Raw genomic sequence first — 16,575 nt, 5'->3', positions numbered from 1 at the left:
AATTAACATTTCATATGAACAATTATGGCAAATGGATTTTCAAATTACAGAACCATTTATACTCAAGGTTGATTGGGATAAAGTAACGTATGAATTTTTAATTCGTATTAAGCCCGATACTTCTAACACTATTGTTTTTGGATCCGGAGCAGGTGGGTTTCAAGAACAGCCAATTGGTCCACCTATTTTTCATCGACATTCTTGGATGGATGAATTTGAAGATACTGTTATATATTATAATGACCCTACGTTATATCTTGGAAAATTATCTTTAGGCTGGGGACAGGGAGAGTTAAATAGATTTTATTTACAAGATATAGCAAATATTTTAGAAATAGTATTTGCAAAGTTAAAAGTTGATTCGAAAAATGTGTTGTTTTATGGCAGTTCCGGGGGAGGATTTATGTCTTTAATTTTAGCTGGATTCGTTAAGGGCTCCACAGCTTTAATTAATAATCCTCAAACAAATTTATTAAAATGGATACCTGTACCAATAAATCTAGTTTTCGATTTGTCTTATCCAAATTTATCAAGAGAAGAAGTTGAGGAGAAATTTGGCGAAAGAATTAATGTTGTGAAATTTTTTAATCACATTAAATATGTACCGAATATTTATTTTTTGCAAAATTTCGCGTGTGAATTTGATGTGCAAAATCATTTGCTACCATTTATTTCCGAATTAGAGCAACTTGATAAAGACACGGAAGTAAATCAAATTATAATTGACTTATATTTTGATAAAAAAGCAGGGCATGCAGCTGTAGGGAAGAGTGAAACAATTGAATATATAAAAAAAGTAAAACCTAATCAGACTGTAAAAGAAGAACAAAAAGAAGTGGACCTATCAGTCGTTATAGTTTTAGGAGAAGAAAAATCAAAATTGAATCAAATTTTAAATAAAGTGCAGCATATAAAACCGATAGAAATTATTATTGTAGCTGATGATAGAATGAGTGCGATACAATCTATACCAACATTTGTTGAAAGTAACGTTGTTGTGATTGAGGAGAAAAGTAAACGGAAAGCACCAGTTCATGGGGCAAAAATCGCCAATGGTGATGTAGTCTTATTTTTAGATGGGGAAGATGTTATTTTTTCGGTAGAATTAGAGCGATTTATAGAACCGATACTGAAAAAGGAACAGGATGTAATCTTAAATAACATAGACTCCGTATGTTTTGAAAAGATGAGAGTAGAATGGCCAAGTATTGCTATGGTGTATAGAAAAATAGTAAACGATGTATTGGGGCGTATGGATTTAAAATATGATTCGATGTTATCTATGCCATATGCTATTACTAAAAAAGCAATTGAAGACATTGGATATGATATCTTGCAGAACCCTATTCTGTCCCAAGTAACTCTTATTGAGAAAGGGTGGCGACTACAATCCTCGTCAGCCATCACTAACACCTCCTTGAATAATATGCCCGCAAACAAAACCTCTTTCTATAAAAGTGAATTAACTAAATTAGAAGTATATGAGATTAAAGAAAATATAAAAGCTTTGGAGAGTTGGTTACAACGAAAAGATGATAGAGGTAACTATACAGATGGAGGAAGAAAAAGAGAAATTATAGAGCAGTTAAAAAAACAAAAGAATTATTCACGTTTCCATAAAGGATGGGGAATGAATTCATCAATTTATAATGGAAAACAGTTATCAATTATTATACCAGCACAAAATGAAGAATCAACGATTAAAGAAGTTATTCTTGAGGCAAGAAAAATTGAACCGAAAGAAATAATTGTTGTCATTAATGGGTCAACAGATCAGACAGAAGTAATCGCTAAGCAATCAGGGGCAACAGTAATTGTTTATGAAGAAAGATTAGGGCATGATGTAGGACGGGCAATTGGTGCACAAGAAGCCACAGGGGATATACTTCTCTTTATTGATGCTGATTTTGCTATTCCAGCAAAAGATCTTCATCCGTTAACGCAAGCTGTTGCGGATGGTGTTGATATGGTTTTAAATGATTTAAATTTAAATCTTAGATTTCCTCTATATATTGTAAGTTTATATAAATATATTTTGAATATTGCTTGTAACCGTAAAGATTTAGGGGTAGGATCTACAATTGCTGTTCCCCATGCTATTAGTAGAAAATGTTTAGAGGGAATTGGCTGGGACACTCTTCACACAGCGTGTGTTGCACAAGTAAAGGCAATATTAGAAGGGTATAAAGTCGGATGTGTCCATTTTGTAGATGTAATGAAACCAAATCGTATTCGGCCACAAGAGCATTTTGCGACGATAGGACATCCACCAGCTGTATTGAGAATTACTGGGGATCATTTAGAAGGACTTTCATATTTATTGAAGAATAAGGATTTTAAAGATTTATTTTAAAAGGTAAATTTGTCTATTGAATGAGTAACTTAAACATTTCATTTATGCAACTTGACGATATTTAGTATTGCAATGAAACTAAAATCAAAAATTTTTATTATTTTTAGCTCAGGTACAAGTGAAGAGCATGTTTCACTGACTGATAGTAAATGAACAAGTAACTAAAAGGTAAAGGCTTCTTTATATATATGAAGAAGCTTTTATCTTTTTTATTTTAAGTATGGAAGGTAAAGGGTAAATAAAGTTGTATTTTTATTTTTGGATAAATCGATATTAGATATAAGAAAGAAGGGAATATTTTGTCTTGCATCAATAAAAGTTGTTTTAATATTTCTTTAGAAACTAAAGTCAATCCAAATGGTGGCGCAGAAATATTCGTAAGGTGCAATGATGAAAGTTTGTCTAATTTTAATGTAATACCATTTATCGCATGTATTTCTATTGCAGTGAAAGATGATTTGAGTTTCTTAGTTAATTTAGATAGTTTAATCAAACGTTAATTGCCTATAAAACGAATAGTAAAATAGCATCTAATTTACAAGACTTAGTAAGAGAGTCGTGTCCGAATTTGATTAACTGCATATATTGTTAAAAGAAAGGAGGGAGAGTTATGGCATGTACTACGAATAATGTTTGTTTAGATGTGTGTCTTAAAATTACAATTACCCCTGGTAGTGGAATTGATGCAGTAGTCGATTGTGGAGGCACATGTGGGACAAGTCCTACTATTGTAATTAGTCCTAGTGGATCAATTGTTATTACTTTACCATTAGTTGCATGTTTCTCAATTGCACTAAAAGATGATTTAAGTGTTGACTCTTCATTAACAAGCCTCTATTTTCAAACTTCTTAAGAAAGATACAGAAATGAAAAGCCTGCCTGCTACTTCTCTTTTGATCTAATGTAAAAATAAAAAAGATGGTTACAACCATCTTTTTTATTTTGCTATATATTTAAAATAAATTCATATATTATTTGGTGGTAAGAATATACAATTAAAAGCATTCAGTGTTTCTTTTTTTGTTCGATGAGGTAAGAAATTGCTTCTATATGATCACCAATGATTTGTTGCGTTGCTAATGAAAGGCAACCTTCCTGTGAGAAGTGTTTTTCAGGTCGAACACGATTCAGCTTATCGACGTCGACAGAATGGACATTTTGCACATGAAACCCTGCTAAAATTGTTTTCACTTGACTTAAGGTTGGAGAAAGAAGTGAATCAAACCCAATTGTATCAATGCATTTTCGACTAAAAGCATGAGGGACAGCAGTTGTGGATCCCATACCTAAATCTTTTCGATTACATGCTAAATTAACAGCATATTTACATGCGGTGACGATAGAATACGGTAGACGATACATATAGTAGTGCTCTAGTTTATTTAAAGCTAAGTCTGTGCCGTTTTGAATAGATTGTACAAATGGTAATAAATCATGACTAGAAATTAAGAAATCTCCATCTATAAATAATAGTATTTCACCTTTTGCAAAAAAGGCACCAACAGCACGTCCTGTATCATTTCCAAGTGCTTCTTCGTAGCTTATAACTGTTGCACCGCAACCCTTCGCCAATTCCTCTGTTTTATCTGTTGATCCATTAACAATAATAATAATTTCAAAAGGTTTTAATTTTTGTACCTCAAAAATGACAGATTCTATCATTTTTTCTTCATTTTGAACAGGGATGATAACTGATAATTGTTGATCTCCATAAGTATTTGAATAAAACTCTTTACCTGTAATTATTTTTGGAATGGATTTTTGTTCTCCGTTTTGAAGCCCTAAAATAATATCCCGCTTTCGATTATTATCGGTATAGTTTCCTCTTGGATCTTGCATTTTACTTATCCAATTTGCAATGGCTTCAAGATGATAATGAATGAGTTGAGTTGAAGGAAAAGGGAGAACTTGAGGGATAGGAATGTTTAATTGATCGCAAATCCGAAATTTATGTTCAATAATTTTCATTTGTGCCAATATGGGATTTGATAAATTATCTGGATTAATTACCTCAAGTACTTCTTTTGTCATTGCATAGGGAGGAAATAATAAGGAGTTAATATTTAAATCTGGGCGATAAAAAAAATGATTTGTAACTTGCTGCCAAATCATTGCTAAATTGGGCTGTTGTTTTTGATAAAAAAAATCATCTAAATTATTTAATACGACGTCAGCACATCCATTTAGTAATGGTTGAAGAAATTGTATAAGTAAGGAGGGGGGAACCATGTAATTTTCATCTAAAAATAAGAGATACTGCCCCTTTGCTTTTTTTGCACCAATTACATAAAGATTAGGAGATTCTATCGGTTCTTCTAGTGTAATAATTTCACAATTGTAGGAATCTGCACTCCCAATTGAATCCTGGGTATATCCGTTAATAGTAAGGATAATTTCTAAAGGCTGTAGTTGTTCACATGCTTTCAAAATTCCAGTTAAATTTTTTATTTTATGTTGTATAGGGATAATAATAGAAATTGAATGTTTACACATAAGCAGTCTCCTTTTTAATCAGAGGTAGTTGTTAATAAGATTAGATAAAATAGGAGATATATTTTCCTTTTGTTATAAGCATAACAATCATTTGTTTTTATCAGACTCACAATTTTCATTACTTGAATTAGAGTTTTTATTTATTCCAGAAGCGAGCAAATTATTGAGAACACTAAGGTCTAATTGCAACGGGACGGAGTTCTCAGATGAAGTTTTCTCATTTTCTTTTTTTGTAGTTAATATAGTCTTTATATTTTTAATTTCTTTATATTGTTTTAAGGTAATGAAAAATCCAGAAATAATAAAGAGAAAAGAAACAGTAGCAAGTAAAAGTATTATTTCCAACATAAAAGAGCCTCCTTTAAAACTATAATAATATTATAGTTAAATGTAATAAAACAGAATTCGAGTTAATGAGTTCACTTTTTAAATATATGCAAATCTTAAGTAAAAGTTACTGATTTCTAAGTTAGAGGAAGCAATTATAGAAACGTTATAAATATAAATAAATGAAAGTTTCATTTGTAGTGTAAAGGTATATATTATATAGCCTAAACTTCATTTTATAAAAAGTTAAATAGGGTGTAAATTTATACAAAAAGAGCATTTAATTGGACAAATAATTAATTATGTGAAATAATAATAACAGACAAGGAGACGTTGATTTCCCTTAAGTGCTTCGAATTAATTTTATTCAATAAGAGAAGGTGTGCTTAAAGAAGTTAAATTAAAAAAGGAGCTGTTTTATTATATGCAACAAAATAATGATTTAAATTTTGAACCTCAAGACGTTAATATTGTCAATCCTAAACAAGCCAGGAAAGCAGTAATTGCTACTGGTATAGGGAACGCAATGGAGTGGTTTGACTTCGGATTATACGCGTATTTAGCGGTAATTTTAAGTCAATTATTCTTCTCAGGTGTTGATAATAGTGGATTGCAACTTGTACTTACATTCGGTACATTTGCAGCAGCCTTTCTCGTTCGACCAATCGGAGGTGTATTCTTTGGTAGAATAGGAGATAAGTACGGCCGAAAAATCGTGTTAAGTACTACTATTATTTTAATGGCACTTTCTACATTATTCATCGCATTACTACCAACCTATGAACAAATTGGTGTATGGGCACCAATACTACTTTTAGTTGCCCGAATGATTCAAGGCTTCTCTACAGGCGGCGAATATTCAGGAGCAATGGTTTATATCGCAGAATCTTCTCCAGATAAAAAGCGTGGTATACTCGGTAGTGGTCTTGAAATTGGAACACTCTCAGGTTACATTGCTGCATCGGTAATTGTTACCATTTTGACGTTATTGTTAACAGATGAGCAAATGCTCAGCTGGGGATGGCGTATTCCGTTCTTAATAGCTGCACCAATTGGTTTGGTCGGTTTATACTTACGCCGTCATCTAGATGAATCTCCAATCTTTGAAGAGATGGAAAAAGCACAAGAGGAATCTGAAGACAATGAACAATTTTCATTTATGGATATTATTAAATATCACAAAAAAGACTTCTTATTAAGCACAGTAATTGTCGCCTTCTTTAATATTACAAATTATATGATTCTTTCGTATATTCCTTCTTATCTAACTCAAGTACTTAAAGTCGAAGAAACAACAGGCTTATTAATTATTTCTATTACGATGGCACTTATGATTCCACTAGCACTATATTTCGGTAAATTAAGTGATAAAATTGGTAATAAACGCGTTGTGCAAATTGGTTTACTTGGTTTAACTGTATTTGCAATTCCAGCATTTTTACTAATAGGTAACGGACATATTGCAGCTATATTTGCAGGTATTTTCGTATTAGGTTTCTTCTTAAGTGTATATGAAGGAACATTACCTTCATTATTACCATCACTCTTTTTCACTGATGTACGTTATCGAGCACTTTCGATCTCATTTAATATTTCTGTATCGATATTCGGTGGAACAACACCGCTCGTATGTTCATACTTAGTTCATGCAACTGGTAACCCGCTCGCACCGGCATTTTATTTAGCAGGTGTAAGTATTATTGGATTAGTTGTATTTAGTGTACTATTCGTTACGACTTCAGGGCGTGCGCTAAAAGGTTCATATCCTACAGTAGAAACGAAAAAAGAAGCACACCTAATCGCTAAAGAAGACCCTGAAGAAACACTTTGGTGGCATGAAGAGTCATTAGAAATTGAAGCAGGGAAGAATGCTTCCATTTAAAAAGCAACGTAGAAGTATAAAAAGACTCCTATGAAAAAATAGGAGTCTTTTTATTACGTTATTTCTTTCGTTTCTTCAAACTTTTTTGATATGCATAAAGCTTATGAATCTCTTCCTTAAATTCATGTAGAAGTACAGTGTTTGCACCATTTGAATAACGCACAGTATTATAAGCATCTATAATAATATCACTTTGAATATTTACATCTTCTTCATCGTTTATTCTTTCTAGCCAAGTCTCAACAGTTTCTCCCCGTTTTCTATTTAAAGGAGGGGTTAACTTACTCTCTAGCTTGAAAATTTCCTTCCGAATTTCGTTATGTGGCGGTTTATTTCGTTTAAAAGGATTTTGGCTCATTCCTTCTTTATCAGTAATGATAGTAGATTCGAAGGCGGGCATATTTGGTAAACTTAAATGTTTTCGTTTTTTTACTATTTTCCAAACGACGTAAATAGCGATAGCTGTACAGACTATTATTGTAGCGCTATTTATGAGTATTGGATCAAAATCAGGAATTTTTTTTCCGTCTTCAATTTTTGGTTTTAAGAGATGTCCTTTATTTGCCCAAACATCTTCAGTATCTTTTAATTCCGCTGCTTTAATTAATGGCATTAAAGCATAGCCGACGCCTAATGCGACTACTTCCGTTATAAAACCAAAAATAAGTCGAATGAAAGGAAATATTTGAACAATTAATATACTCATTAAGCCAATCGTAATGATAGAAGCAAAACGTAATAGTTGTTGTTTGCGATTTGCCCCGGTTAACCAAAATGTAATCATAAGATGCAAGGCTAACATTAATAGTTTCCACAACGGTGGAAAGGGTGCATAAAATATAGCTGAAACGACAAACCATACAATACCACCTAAAGATTTTTGAACTGGATATCCAGGTCCGACCACATGTACGATAAAGAAAAATAGTGGTAATATGATTGTGCCAAAAAGAGAAAAAGGTAAAAATAAAGAGAAAAGAACGATTTGAAGAACTAAAAGTATTACAAATCCTGTTGTTTTTTTCTGCATAAATTTATGAATAAGAAATACTCCAATATAGCCTGTTGTTAAAAATATTGCAATACTAATTAGTTCATCTCTTTCTGTTAATAATGAAAGCAGGAGGAGCAGAATGAAATCATGAATGTGATATAGCCAAGTTTTCAACTGGTTCCACCATCCCTTCACTAGTAATGAGAAACGTTGGCTGCGAGAGAAGAGGGAGTTCATTTCTTTGTAAACCAATGTATATCATTGTAGACGATCGTTCTCTCTTTCTCTTTACATAATGAAGGAATCCTTGTTTCGGAAGTAACGTACTATCATCTGAAATACGGGCTAATTCTTCTAAAGCTTTTGCATATTGTGTTTGTCCTTCATTTAACGGTACATGTAATGCACCGCCTTCTGCTAATACACTAATAAACAATTCAAACGGAATGTGGTGCTTCGTTGTGTACTGGAAAATGTATGTTGCATATGAAATAAGTTCTTCTACATTATCTTTCCAACCAAATCCACGATCGGCAGCTAAAGAAAGACAAATCGTCCAACTATAATTTTTTACAGGTTCATATTGCTTCGCTTGTAATTGTTGCATTTTAGCAGATGCCTTCCAATGAATAGAGCGGAAAGACTCACGCTCATATCGCTTTACACCGATAATAGATGTTTCATCATTGTAAAAAGAAAAATTCGTTCGATAAAATCCATTCAAAAGTTGCTGAAGTTCTTGCAAACCTGCTACTTCTTTAGGAGAAGGATACACAATAATTTCAGTCCTTAATTTATCAAAAACAGGTAAATGTACAGTTAATAGATGAAATGGATCTTTTAATACACATTCAAACTGTTCAATTTGAAACACACCACGCTTCGTTGCGGTTAATGTTAAACCCCATTTTTGTGCCGAATGTGCAGGTTGTGAAAATGGGAAAGAGAATAATGTTTTTGATATTTGTTCAATGCCTTGCTCTTTATGCGGTATAAGGGACGAATTTAAATGAAAGTAACAAACACCATTAACGAGCGGTATGCTGGCTCCATTTTTTAAATGAATAAAAAACTGTCCAGATTCCTCAGGAAAAAGCCGTGTAGTTTGTTTCTCATTTATGATTTGAAACTTCTTCTCTATGAAAGCGACATATTTATAAATAAAAATCGCAAATATATAATAGAAGAAAAAGAGAAACATAAGCATTCGTTGCGGGAAAAAGAATGTGAAAAGTAACGCGATTGGAACGGTTAGTTGAATAATATGGAGTTGAAAAAATAAAGGCACAGTTACAACACGCTGTCCATTCATGCTTGCTCAATCTCCACAGGTACGTCAACTTCTTTTAAAATACTTTTCATAATATCATTTTTTGTCGTACGCAGGGCACCTTCCATTGATAAGACGATACGGTGATTCCAAACAGAAGGAACTAACAATTGTATATCTTCTGGTGTGCAATATTCTCTCCCATGTAAAAAGGCTAAAGCTTGAACAGCACGTACTAAAGCTAATGTGGCACGTGGGCTTACACCGTTAGCGATATAATCATGATTTCTTGTAGCATGAGCAAGTTTAATAATGTAATGTTCTAACGGTTCCGAAACAAATATTTCTTTTACTCGTTTTTGAGATTCTAAAATATCTTCTAATGAGATGACAGATGTGACACTTTCTAATGGTAAATCGTTCCGAAAACGTCGCATCATTTGTAGCTCATCTTCAGGAGTAGGATAACCGATTGAAATCGTCATTAAAAAGCGATCAAGCTGTGCATCTGGAAGAGGGAAAGTCCCTTGTGATTCAATTGGGTTTTGCGTCGCAATAACAAAGAACGGTTTCGGCAGAGGCGTAGATTGTTTTTCGAGCGTCACTTGTCGTTCTTCCATCGCTTCTAACAAACTCGACTGCGTTCTCGGCATTGCACGGTTAATTTCATCTGCCAGCAAAATGTTTGTCATAACTGGTCCAATTCTTAATTCGAATTCGCTTGTTTTTGGGTTGAAGTATTCAATACCTGTTATATCACTTGGAAGTACATCGGGGGTGAATTGAACGCGAGAAAAACTACCACCAATACTTTTGGAAATGGTTTTCGCCAGTAACGTTTTCCCAGTACCAGGCACGTCTTCGAGTAGTGCATGTCCATCAGCAAGAAGTGAAACGAGCAGTAGATCAATAACATTTTCTTTCCCAACAAACACAGATCCGATGTTTTCTTTCAATTTATTTATCATATGTACCATTCCTTTCATTATAAAAGAGCTAATATTTCTATATTTTAACAAATTATTCAGAAAATTTGTATGGTTTTTTAATTCAAAGAAATGGATATTTAATTATTAAATTACTCTTGCATATTTTGGAATATGATTATACAATATCGATATACGATGTATCGTATATCGATATATCATAAGGCGATGTATCGGAGGTAGTTATAATGAATGGGAAGGCGCAAAAATATATTCCGTTAACTGAGGCGACATATTACATATTGTTATCACTAGTGAAACCAATGCACGGATATGGAATTATGCAAATGGTAGAAGAGATGACAAATGGGGAAGTAAAGCTCGGTCCTGGTACTTTATACGGGAATACGACGAAATTACTTAAAGAAAAATTAATTGTTGAAGTTGCCTCTACAGATAGAAAGAAGTGCTATGAGTTAACGGCGTTTGGGAGAGAAGTGTTAGAGCTAGAATATAACAGATTGCAGAGATCTGTAAGGAATGGAAATAGTATATTAGGGGAGTGAATGGAAGATGGAGACAAAAAGGGTATTTAAATTTTTTACGGCATGGAATTTAGAAAAAGAAGAAGCTTTTTTACGAAAGATGCATCAGCAAGGTTGGGCATTACAAAAATATAATTTAATGTATACGTTTCAGAAAACTGAGCCAAAAGATGTAATATACAAAGCTGATTTTAGATTGGTTTATAGAGATTCGAAAGAACAACAACAAGAGTATTTCGAAATATACGAAATGTCAGGTTGGAAACGCGTAACAAGTTTCACAAGATGGAATTATTTTTGTAAAGAGGTAGAAGAGGTTAATGAATTGCCTGATATTTACTCAGAAAAAGAGACGAGGATACAAAAACTAAATGAATTATTGCTATTCCTTGTTATTATATCAGCAAGTATATTACCATCAATGTATAACCTATTTTTAAGCCCGATGGAATCAAGATTGCCAATGTGGGCGAAAGTTACGACAGGTCTTTCAGGTTGTATGTGGATGTACTTTTTTATAAGACTCTCTTGGAAAATCAAAAAATTAAAAAGTGAAATATTATAATAAAGAGTGGAGTTTAAAAGAAGTTGATGAGAGGGAAAACCGGGATCAACTTCTTTTGTTTCTATATAAACTTAATTTGCTCACTCTTTTTTACATAATAAAAACTATGCAATTAAGGTGTAGAACTACTAGTTAAGTATTAAAATCTTATAACCAAATAAAAATCATAAATGAATAAGAAATGATTCTTAATAATAAACCACTAGTTAAAATGATCCGAAATCCTAAATATTAATATTACTTGATGTATTGTCCTTTTTTGAATATTAACAAAAGAGTGCGAAGTTTAATATATAATAAGGAAGAAATACGTTTTTTTACCGTATTAAACGAAAAAATCCCTTATAGAAAAATCTATTTCTACAAGGGATAATCATGTTTTTATTAGAAAGACTGATTTTGCGCAGGTTTAATAAATTGTTCAGGGTTTTCAACAAGTCCGCATACAGCACATTGGACACGGTATGTAGGTCCTTGATAGGCCATATGAAAAGCATTCATCGTTTCATTTGTGTATTCTTCTTCTACTTGACCAGTTTGTGGATTTATTTTGACTGGTTTTACTTGTTGCTCAAGAATATTAAAGCGAGTACGATTCGTTTTACAGCTTGGACATAGCATTGGTTCCATATGTATACACCTCCATTTGTATCATTTCTTAAAATCTTTAATTTTATGCAAGCAAAAAACTTTCTCAATATAAATAGGTGTTTAATGTATTTAAAATTCAGAAAAAATAAAATATAATAAAAGTACGAACTGGTTATGTCCAAACCAAATCTCCTGTTTTATGCCAATAAGCTGGGGGGCCGAGAAATCGGCCTCATTTTTTTTGCTCATTACTACAAGGAACAAGGTTTTTGTGAGACTTTTGTCGAAATTTTAGGGATAGATACAAAGGGGGATGTAAAATGGATTTGAAAATGAAGTACATCATTTTATATGTAGAAAAGTTTGAGGAATGTTTAAAATTCTATAAAGATATTTTACAGTTACCTATAAAAGCAGAGCACGGTACATATATTGAATTTAATACTGGAACTACCATTTTAGCGATGAATACGCGGCAAGATGTGAAAGAATTAACAGGACTACCGCTTACAGAAGGTAAATTACAGTCTTCTCATTTCGAATTAGGATTCGTTGTTGAGAATGTATTAGAAACGATTGAGCAATTTAGAGGACAAGGTATTAAGGTTTTAGTTGAACCAATTGTAAAACCGTGGGGGCAAACAATTGCCTACATTGCTGATCCAGATGGAAATTATATTGAAATTTGCAGTTCATTAGAATAGAGGGAGAAAGAGAGATGGGATTTCCGAAACTAGAAACAGAACGTTTACGATTAAGAGAACTTACACTATTAGATGCAGAAACGATGTTCCAATATTTTTCGAAAGAATCAGTTATACGTTATTTCGGAATGGATTCTTTTGAAAATATTGAGCAAGCGAAAACAACGATTCAAACGTTTAAAAATCGTTATGAAGAGGGCAGTGTATTTCGCTGGGGAATCGAGAAAAAAGGGACGGGCCAATTAATCGGAACGTGCGGATTTCATTTAATTAATAATAATCATAAACGAGCTGAAATTGGTTATGAATTAGATGATACATATTGGGGACAAGGATATGCATCGGAAGCATTACAAGCGATTTTAGCTTACGGATTTGAAATGCTGCAACTAATAAGAATCGCAGCGGTTGTATATGTAGAAAATAAATCTTCTCAAAAATTGTTAATAAAAGCAGGATTTCAAGAAGAAGGATTACTTCGAAAACATATGATTCAAAATGGAGTTGCTCATGATACTATTTTATATTCTTTATTAAAAGAAGAGTGGAAGAAGTAATGAGCACAAACGAACTTATAACGATTATGAAGAAGCATAGGGAAAATAGATTCATTTTAGGTATAGATGGTTTAAGCCGATCTGGAAAAACAACATTCGTAACCAATTTAAAAGAAAATATGAAACAAGAAGGCATTCCGTTTCATATTTTCCATATTGATGATCACATAGTGGAGCGTAATAAACGATATCATACTGGATATGAAGAATGGTACGAGTATTATTATTTACAATGGGACATTGAATGGCTAAGGCAGAAATTTTTTCAAAAGCTACAACATGAAACAAAATTGAAATTACCTTTCTTTCATGAAGAAACAGATATATGTGAAATGGAAAAAGTACAGATTCCTATTGTAGGGGTAATTGTTATTGAAGGAGTTTTTCTGCAGCGAAAAGAATGGAGAGATTTCTTTCATTATATGGTCTATTTGGACTGTCCAAGAGAGACAAGGTTTCTACGTGAGAGTGAGGAGACACAGAAAAACCTTTCAAAATTTGAAAATAGGTATTGGAAAGCAGAGGATTATTACTTAGAAACGGAATTGCCGAGGGATAGGGCGGATTTAGTCATTGAATGATTTGAAAATAGAAGGTGAATAGAATGAATATTTTATGGGATTTTGATGGGACGTTATTTGATACGTATCCTGCATATACAATGATGCTTTCTGAAATATTAGGTGACTCAGTAGAAAAACAAGAAATATACAAAAACTTAAAAATATAATACTCTCATGCAATTCAGTATTATAATATTTCATGCGAGCAGGAAGAAAAAATTAAAGTTTTGAAGGAGAAATTCACGCCAAAAGATATGAAACCTTTTGCAGGTGTCGAAGAGGTTTTGAAATTTGCAGATAAAAATGTGATTATGACCCATAAACATAGGGCAGGGGTTATGAACATTTTAAAATATTACGACTGGGAAAAATACTTTGTAGATATGGTTACAATTGACGATGGCTTTCCCCGAAAGCCCAACTCTTTAGCTTATAATCATTTACATAAAAAACATAATATTGATTTAGCTATTGGAGATAGAGAATTAGATTTATTACCTGCAAAAGAATTAGGTATTTCAACATGTATGTTTCAAGGTGATTGTGATGTAGCGGATTATTCTTTATCACATTACTCGGAGTTTTTTAAGATAGTGAGTGATAGAGAGTTTTCTTTATAAAAAAAGTTATTAATAAAGACTGAATCTTTCATTTTAAAGGTACAGTCTTTATTTTTTAGAACTCTTTCATTTTATTCCGCAATAACGGGCAGCCTGATTGCTTCAACTAATAATCAGTGGAGGGTGAACAAAACCTCCACTGATTAAAGTTTCACTTTATTTTCTGTATATAATAATTACTAGAGGTTAAAGGATAATCGTCCATCTTTAATAAGGAAGTGGCCAGTTTGTTTTAACCAAATTATGGTTATTCATGTTAATATGAACTCATAGCTATATAGAAGGGGTGGGGTTAGTATGAAAACTGAAATAGTTCCTAAAAAGAAGTATAGTATAATAAGTTATGTATCTTTACTCATCGGCATTTTGTGTTTTCTATTCGTTTTTATAACGCCAACAAGGATAGCCAATGCAGGTAATATAGTTGGAGATTATATTACAATTGCCCTGACAGGTGTAGGTATCATGCTTTCAATAATCACAATGACGAAAAGAACAGAGAAGAAGGGAATTGCTATTCTTTCATTAATACTGTCCTCATCATTTTTTATATTTTGGATCATAGCAATTATCCTATTGTTTACTGGTCAAATTAGTTTTGCGCCGTAATGTGTAATAAAAAGAGTCCTTCTCGTATGATATCGGGTTCAGTTACGGGAGAGAAAATATAAAATAACACACAAATTAGGGATGTAAATCACATATGATTTAGCACCCTTTTTTTATTGTTATTATAGTGTTTAAGCACTTTTATATAGTTAAATAGTGTTCTAAATAAAAAGATAAATGGAAAATTTATGTTAAAATAGTTGTAGAGATTATGAAAAAATGTTCTTAAACTAACAGTCAGGTTACTTTAAGAAGGTTTTTTCAAAGGAAATGGTAAATATCATATTTTGAAGGGGTGATTGCAGTGGAGTAAGTGATTTTTTTAATCTTAGTTAAATACTTTGAAGATAGGGGTTTATAACTATGAATACAAAACTAATAATAGTAGAAGGGTTACCTGGATTTGGAAAATCAACCACTGCAAAGCTAATAAATGAAATTCTAATCCAAAATAAAATTGAAGTTGAACTATTTTTAGAGGGAAATTTGAACCACCCAGCCGACTATGATGGTGTATCTTGTTTTAATAAATTTGAGTTCGATAGATTATTATCTAACAGTGGAGGTTTTAAAGAAGTGCTCCTTAAGAAAGTGCTAAAAAAAGGAAGCAATTATTTATTACCATACAGAAAGATAAAAAATGAGTTTGGTGACCAGTTTTCGGACGAATTATTTAACGTTATTTTAAAAAATGATATATATGAATTACCATTTGATAAAAATGTTGAATTAATTGTTGACAAATGGAATGACTTTGCTGAAATTGCTCTAGAAGACAATAAGGTTTATATCTTTGAATGTTGTTTCATACAAAATCCATTAACTATTGGGATGATTAAATATGGTGAACAAAAAGAAAAAATAATAAATTATGTAATGAAAGTTGCAAAAATCATAGAGAATTTAAATCCAATGTTATTGTATGTAGAACAAGATAATCTTGAATTTTCATTTAGGAAGGCGTTAAAAGAAAGAACTCCAGAATGGTCCACAGGAATTATTGACTATTACACTAACCAAGGCTATGGGAAAGAACATAACCATTCAGGTGTAGAAGGAGCGATAAAAGTTCTTGAAGCTAGAAGGAATTTAGAATTAGAAATATTCGATATGTTAAAAATGAAAAAAGAAAAAATCAATAATACAAAATATGAAATTGACTCATATAGGTCAATGTTAAAAGATAAGTTAGCCATGCAAATGGTGAAATAGCTTTTTACACTAACTGGTGCTTTAGTTGAAGAAGGAAATAAAAACGCTCAGAATATCTTCTGAGCGTTTTATTTTGTTATTTCTAATGGCTATTAGCATTTTTCTCTTCCTACACTGAACCCATTACTCATATGAAGGACTCTTTTTACTCGGTATCTTCAGGTTGATATTCTAAAATATCACCCGGTTGGCATTCTAATGCTTTACATATTGCTTCTAAAGTTGAAAAACGGACTGCTTTTGCTTTTCCATTTTTCAAGATAGAAAGGTTAGCCATTGTAATTCCAACCTTCTCCGAAAGTTCTGTGACACTCATTTTTCTTTTTGCTAACATTACATCAATATTAATAATAATTGCCATATT

At 32.3% G+C, this 16,575-nt stretch carries 18 protein-coding genes and 1 pseudogene; 12 read left to right on the top strand and 7 right to left on the bottom strand.

Annotation, left to right across the window (positions count from 1 at the left end):
* Positions 1-31 precede the first annotated feature (31 nt).
* The 3 genes from EBQ15_RS07650 (at position 32) to EBQ15_RS07640 (ending at position 3,206) form a co-directional block, all read left to right on the top strand.
* On the top strand, positions 32-2,353 hold the full coding sequence (locus tag EBQ15_RS07650) for a bifunctional glycosyltransferase/dipeptidyl aminopeptidase/acylaminoacyl peptidase (RefSeq protein WP_001999975.1): 2,322 nt from the start codon (positions 32-34) through the stop codon (positions 2,351-2,353).
* Between the two features lie 299 nt (positions 2,354-2,652).
* Complete coding sequence (locus tag EBQ15_RS31855) at positions 2,653-2,853, top strand: hypothetical protein (protein WP_002098269.1); 201 nt, start codon at positions 2,653-2,655, stop codon at positions 2,851-2,853.
* 110 nt (positions 2,854-2,963) lie between these two features.
* Positions 2,964-3,206 carry a hypothetical protein gene (locus tag EBQ15_RS07640; protein ID WP_000752474.1) on the top strand — a complete coding sequence of 81 codons (243 nt, stop codon included), beginning with the start codon at positions 2,964-2,966 and terminating at the stop codon, positions 3,204-3,206.
* A 152-nt stretch (positions 3,207-3,358) separates the two neighbouring features.
* Here the strand turns inward: EBQ15_RS07640 and EBQ15_RS07635 are convergent, their stop codons facing one another.
* Positions 3,359-4,846 carry a glycosyltransferase family 2 protein gene (locus EBQ15_RS07635; RefSeq protein WP_000335112.1) on the bottom strand — a complete coding sequence of 496 codons (1,488 nt, stop codon included), beginning with the start codon at positions 4,844-4,846 and terminating at the stop codon, positions 3,359-3,361.
* Between the two features lie 87 nt (positions 4,847-4,933).
* The gene (locus tag EBQ15_RS07630; RefSeq protein WP_000889739.1) at positions 4,934-5,194 is read right to left on the bottom strand and encodes a hypothetical protein; all 261 of its coding nucleotides are present in this window, start codon (positions 5,192-5,194) and stop codon (positions 4,934-4,936) included.
* A 403-nt stretch (positions 5,195-5,597) separates the two neighbouring features.
* Between EBQ15_RS07630 and EBQ15_RS07625 the strand changes: the two genes are divergently transcribed.
* Complete coding sequence (locus EBQ15_RS07625) at positions 5,598-7,055, top strand: MFS transporter (RefSeq protein WP_001186925.1); 1,458 nt, start codon at positions 5,598-5,600, stop codon at positions 7,053-7,055.
* A gap of 58 nt (positions 7,056-7,113) precedes the next feature.
* On the opposite strand, the gene EBQ15_RS07620 is transcribed toward EBQ15_RS07625, so the two are convergent.
* Genes EBQ15_RS07620 through EBQ15_RS07610 form a run of 3 tightly spaced genes read right to left on the bottom strand, consistent with a single transcriptional unit; the run spans position 7,114 to position 10,287 of the window.
* Positions 7,114-8,223, bottom strand: a complete 1,110-nt coding sequence (locus tag EBQ15_RS07620; RefSeq protein WP_000860482.1) for a DUF4018 domain-containing protein — start codon at positions 8,221-8,223, stop codon at positions 7,114-7,116.
* Positions 8,195-9,361, bottom strand: coding sequence for a DUF58 domain-containing protein (locus tag EBQ15_RS07615; RefSeq protein ID WP_001014390.1), 1,167 nt, complete (start codon positions 9,359-9,361; stop codon positions 8,195-8,197). Before EBQ15_RS07615 ends, EBQ15_RS07620 begins: the two co-directional genes overlap by 29 nt.
* Positions 9,358-10,287, bottom strand: a complete 930-nt coding sequence (locus tag EBQ15_RS07610) for an AAA family ATPase (RefSeq protein ID WP_000608776.1) — start codon at positions 10,285-10,287, stop codon at positions 9,358-9,360. The genes EBQ15_RS07615 and EBQ15_RS07610 overlap by 4 nt, the downstream gene beginning before the upstream one ends.
* A 206-nt stretch (positions 10,288-10,493) precedes the next feature.
* Between EBQ15_RS07610 and EBQ15_RS07600 the strand changes: the two genes are divergently transcribed.
* Together EBQ15_RS07600 and EBQ15_RS07595 are read left to right on the top strand one after the other, a co-directional pair.
* A complete protein-coding gene (locus tag EBQ15_RS07600) occupies positions 10,494-10,811 on the top strand; it encodes a PadR family transcriptional regulator (RefSeq protein WP_001013433.1) in 318 nt (105 codons plus the stop codon).
* A gap of 7 nt (positions 10,812-10,818) precedes the next feature.
* The gene (locus EBQ15_RS07595) at positions 10,819-11,355 is read left to right on the top strand and encodes a DUF2812 domain-containing protein (protein ID WP_000448684.1); all 537 of its coding nucleotides are present in this window, start codon (positions 10,819-10,821) and stop codon (positions 11,353-11,355) included.
* Positions 11,356-11,739: 384 nt separating this feature from the next.
* Here the strand turns inward: EBQ15_RS07595 and EBQ15_RS07590 are convergent, their stop codons facing one another.
* Positions 11,740-11,985 (bottom strand): hypothetical protein, encoded by a 246-nt coding sequence (locus tag EBQ15_RS07590; RefSeq protein WP_000433602.1) that lies wholly within the window; start codon positions 11,983-11,985, stop codon positions 11,740-11,742.
* 281 nt (positions 11,986-12,266) lie between these two features.
* On the opposite strand from EBQ15_RS07590, the gene EBQ15_RS07585 reads away from it, so the two are divergent.
* From EBQ15_RS07585 to EBQ15_RS07560, 6 genes and pseudogenes are all read left to right on the top strand, one after another.
* Positions 12,267-12,650 (top strand): VOC family protein, encoded by a 384-nt coding sequence (locus EBQ15_RS07585; RefSeq protein ID WP_000364503.1) that lies wholly within the window; start codon positions 12,267-12,269, stop codon positions 12,648-12,650.
* 14 nt (positions 12,651-12,664) lie between these two features.
* Complete coding sequence (locus EBQ15_RS07580) at positions 12,665-13,207, top strand: GNAT family N-acetyltransferase (RefSeq protein WP_000506678.1); 543 nt, start codon at positions 12,665-12,667, stop codon at positions 13,205-13,207.
* A complete protein-coding gene (locus EBQ15_RS07575) occupies positions 13,207-13,788 on the top strand; it encodes a kinase (RefSeq protein ID WP_000106120.1) in 582 nt (193 codons plus the stop codon). Before EBQ15_RS07580 ends, EBQ15_RS07575 begins: the two co-directional genes overlap by 1 nt.
* A gap of 23 nt (positions 13,789-13,811) precedes the next feature.
* Positions 13,812-14,390 (top strand): annotated as a pseudogene (locus tag EBQ15_RS07570) (HAD-IA family hydrolase).
* Positions 14,391-14,687: 297 nt separating this feature from the next.
* Positions 14,688-14,999: a hypothetical protein gene (locus EBQ15_RS07565; RefSeq protein ID WP_000845560.1), complete on the top strand. Its 312-nt coding sequence runs from the start codon at positions 14,688-14,690 to the stop codon at positions 14,997-14,999.
* A 363-nt stretch (positions 15,000-15,362) separates the two neighbouring features.
* Positions 15,363-16,211: a P-loop NTPase family protein gene (locus tag EBQ15_RS07560; protein WP_001093183.1), complete on the top strand. Its 849-nt coding sequence runs from the start codon at positions 15,363-15,365 to the stop codon at positions 16,209-16,211.
* 145 nt (positions 16,212-16,356) lie between these two features.
* Here EBQ15_RS07560 and EBQ15_RS07555 read toward each other — a convergent pair whose 3' ends face one another.
* Positions 16,357-16,572: a helix-turn-helix domain-containing protein gene (locus EBQ15_RS07555; protein ID WP_000974619.1), complete on the bottom strand. Its 216-nt coding sequence runs from the start codon at positions 16,570-16,572 to the stop codon at positions 16,357-16,359.
* Positions 16,573-16,575: the final 3 nt, after the last annotated feature.

The sequence above is a fragment of the Bacillus sp. 2D03 genome (assembly GCF_003946765.1).
Lineage (GTDB): Bacteria > Bacillota > Bacilli > Bacillales > Bacillaceae_G > Bacillus_A > Bacillus_A cereus.
The sequence above is the reverse complement of the archived record's forward strand: the minus strand, read 5'-3'. Positions and strand labels throughout refer to the sequence as shown.